The organism is Rhodovulum viride, assembly GCF_003265965.1.
Classification (GTDB): domain Bacteria; phylum Pseudomonadota; class Alphaproteobacteria; order Rhodobacterales; family Rhodobacteraceae; genus Rhodovulum; species Rhodovulum kholense.
On sequence record NZ_MUAV01000081.1, the window covers coordinates 1 to 1,687 of the forward strand.

The 1,687-nt window shown below is 57.6% G+C and carries 1 protein-coding gene; it reads left to right on the forward strand.

All coding sequences use genetic code 11. From position 1 onward, the window contains the following. Positions 1 to 241 precede the first annotated feature (241 nt). On the forward strand, positions 242 to 1,564 hold the full coding sequence (locus BYZ73_RS20990; protein WP_112317552.1) for a methyl-accepting chemotaxis protein: 1,323 nt from the start codon (positions 242 to 244) through the stop codon (positions 1,562 to 1,564). Positions 1,565 to 1,687: the final 123 nt, after the last annotated feature.

Consider the following 1,687-nt stretch of genomic DNA (forward strand, 5'->3'; position numbering starts at 1 on the left):
AAGATTAGCCGAAAACTCCAGCTTCAAACGGTCCAGTTTTCAGGGAACAGAGCACCCAGCCGAAAGCTCATGATCCAGGCGCTCCAGTTCTCAGAGTGCAGGGCAATATCTGCAAAACGTTTTAGCCAGCATCAGATCCGCAGCGACCCGGCGGAGGAATGAGGAAAGTCAAATCGGAAAATTTAAGGGTGCTTCAATATGTCGCCTGTATGCATCGTCCAGGGCAGACGCGGAGGCGATGATGTGGTTCAATCGACGCAAAGGTTCCAGTGGGTCAAAATCCGTTAGCAAATCTGACGCGATTGTTCAGATTGTCGAACGCACCCAGGCCGTGATCCACTTCACGCCCGAAGGTGTGATCTTGGAGGCAAATGACATGTTTCTGCGCGCGCTCGGTTACACCGCCGCGGAAGTGGTCGGTCAGCACCACAGCATGTTTGTGCAGAAAAAGTATCGCCAGACACAGGCGTACCAAGATTTCTGGAATCGTCTGCGCGCCGGCGAATTCTTCACGGACGAGTTCCCGAGGATCACCAAGGAAGATGAAGTGATCTGGATTTCCGCGACATATGCTCCGGTCTTCGACGAGGATGGTACGGTCGTTCAGATCACGAAGATCGCGACGGAAATAACGCGGCAGCGCGAGGCGATCCGCGCGATTTCGAAGGGGCTCCAGGCGCTCAGCAATGGAGACCTGACGTACCGCGTCGAACTGTCTGCCCAGGACCGCATGAAGGAAGTGGCCGACAGTTTCAACGCGGCTTCGGAAAACATGGCCAATTTGATCAGACAGGTCAAAGACGTGGCCGGCACCATCGACGGAATGTCCCAGAGAGTTTCTGGAAACGCCGATGAGCTTTCTCGCCGCACCGAAACGCAGGCGGCGACCCTGGAACAGACGGCCGCGGCGGTGGACCAACTGAACCACACCGCGCGGAAAGCGGCGGACTATGCGTCCGAAGTCGGCCGGGAGGCACAGGACACCAGGAAAGCGGCCGGAGACAGCAGCAAGGTCGTCGAAGATGTGACCGCCGCCATGCAGAGGATCGAGGATTCCTCGAAGTCGATCTCTCAGATCGTTTCGGTGATCGACGACATCGCGTTTCAGACGAACCTGCTTGCCTTGAATGCGGGGGTGGAGGCGGCTCGTGCGGGGGAAGCGGGGCGCGGCTTTGCGGTGGTCGCCTCCGAGGTCCGGCAGCTGGCGCAAAGGTCGGCCGACTCCGCAAAGGAAATCAAATCCCTGATCGTTCAGAGCAGCGAATATGTGCGCGACGGCGCGACGTTGGTGGGCAAGGCCAGCGGCGACCTTGGCGGGATATTCCGCAGTGTCGACCGGATCAGTGAACGCATCAGGGAGGTGGTGAGCGGTCTGCAAGAACAGACGATAACGCTCACAGAGATAAACACCGCGATCTCGCACCTGGATACTGTGACGCAGCAAAACGCGGCCATGGTCAGCGAAACCGCTGGCGTGACGTTGGAGCTGTCGAAGAACAGCGCATCCTTGTCTGACGGAATTTCGATCTTCACGGTTGCACCGACGGATGTGACCTTGCACTGAGTTGTCCACTGAACCGCCCCGGGTTTACCGGAGAGTTTCTGGTTCAGTGATTAGGCTGTTTTTTCGGTAGCGTTCAAGCTTGTGTGGAATGCCTCCTCCGCTTCTTGCGGCGTGGTAGCCGAT

Bases quoted from the DNA above. Each gene is read 5' to 3' on its own strand.
- BYZ73_RS20990 (WP_112317552.1), top strand. From the start codon at position 242: ATGTGGTTCAATCGACGCAAAGGTTCCAGTGGGTCAAAATCCGTTAGC.